Source organism: Secundilactobacillus paracollinoides DSM 15502 = JCM 11969, assembly GCF_001311135.1.
In the GTDB taxonomy this organism is placed as follows: Bacteria; Bacillota; Bacilli; order Lactobacillales; family Lactobacillaceae; genus Secundilactobacillus; species Secundilactobacillus paracollinoides.
Window position 1 is genome coordinate 1 of record NZ_BBAG01000165.1, and the last position, 646, is coordinate 646.

The following is a 646-nucleotide window of genomic DNA, read 5'->3' on the forward strand; positions in this document are numbered from 1 at the left end:
GCAGCGTCAGGATCTAGATATTATTTTCAAAGATCAACTAGAAACGGCCGTTAATGAGCTATTACAAAATGAACTTTCTGCATTTTTAGGTTATGAGCCCTATGATAGGAATGGCTTCAATTCAGGAAATTCTCGTAATGGCCACTACACGAGAACCTTTAATACAAAATATGGCGAATTGAATCTTACGATTCCCCGTGATCGAAACGGAGAATTTGTTAACCACACATTACCAGCCTATCAACGACGAACAGACCAGTTAGAACAAACCATCATTCAGCTTTATCAAAAGGGAATTACCACTCATGAGATCGCCGAGCTGATGGAAAAAATGTATGGTTCCTATTACACGCCACAGACAGTTTCCAATCTAACTAAGGTAGTTAACGAACAAGTTGAAGCTTTCAAGAATCGAACGTTATCAGAACGGTACGCTGTCGTTTATTTAGATGCCACATATCTTCCCTTGCGACGTGACACAGTTGCCAAAGAAGCAGTTCATATTGCGATTGGCATTCAACCTAATGGTCATAAGGAAGTGCTGTCTTACAAGATAGCTCCGACAGAATCTAGTTCTGTGTGGTCTGAAGTATTAGCTGATTTGAAGGATCGTGGCGTACAACAAACCTTACTTTTTGTGGCCGAT

Annotated in this window: 1 protein-coding gene; it reads left to right on the forward strand. The window is 40.6% G+C overall.

The features are described from left to right. Nucleotides 1-19: 19 nt before the first annotated feature. The coding region (locus JCM11969_RS16820; protein WP_439709756.1) for an IS256 family transposase at nucleotides 20-646 on the forward strand (627 nt) is incomplete at its 3' end.